1 pseudogene is annotated in these 537 nt (G+C 36.1%); it reads left to right on the top strand.

Annotated features, from left to right (window positions below):
• Nucleotides 1–342: 342 nt before the first annotated feature.
• A pseudogene (locus R7Q11_RS28890) lies at nucleotides 343–537 on the top strand (virulence protein); the annotation flags it as partial.

Genomic DNA, 537 nt, shown 5'->3' with positions numbered 1-537 from the left:
ACAACCCATACAAACATTAAATATTTATGACACCAAAATCATCTTTTGGAGATCGGAATTACTTTTGGGAGCAGCATCACACATAATTCACATGGAAATATCTTCATCGATTATCGCTATTTCTCAGTCAAAACCTCCGGTTCCCTTATATTGCGATTAAAATTATTTCCCAACTTATAAAAAGCACTTTTCTTTATAAATCAAAAAATTAAATCAAATCAACCAATTATACTCGCCTTAAAATCCCTTATTCTTGGGGAATCCATAAGCACTTAATAGATAAGAAGTGATAGACTTAGCAAGTACTGCTACTTAACGAGATCACAATTTATTAATAAGCTCATGCACTTTCCGATTAAAACGCTGTCTTGCGCTCTATTAGCGGTGATTGGACTCTTCTTCCAGACTGGTTATGTCTTCGCCAATACAGATAAACATATCTATCTCGAAGAACACATTTCGCCCGAAAGCCAACCCATGTTGAGTACCTACTTCCGTTCTATGGGTAAGCCTCGCTCAATCAAAGAAAATGTGCTC

The sequence above is a fragment of the Vibrio sp. 970 genome (assembly GCF_033339075.1).
The sequence above is the reverse complement of the archived record's forward strand: the minus strand, read 5'-3'. Positions and strand labels throughout refer to the sequence as shown.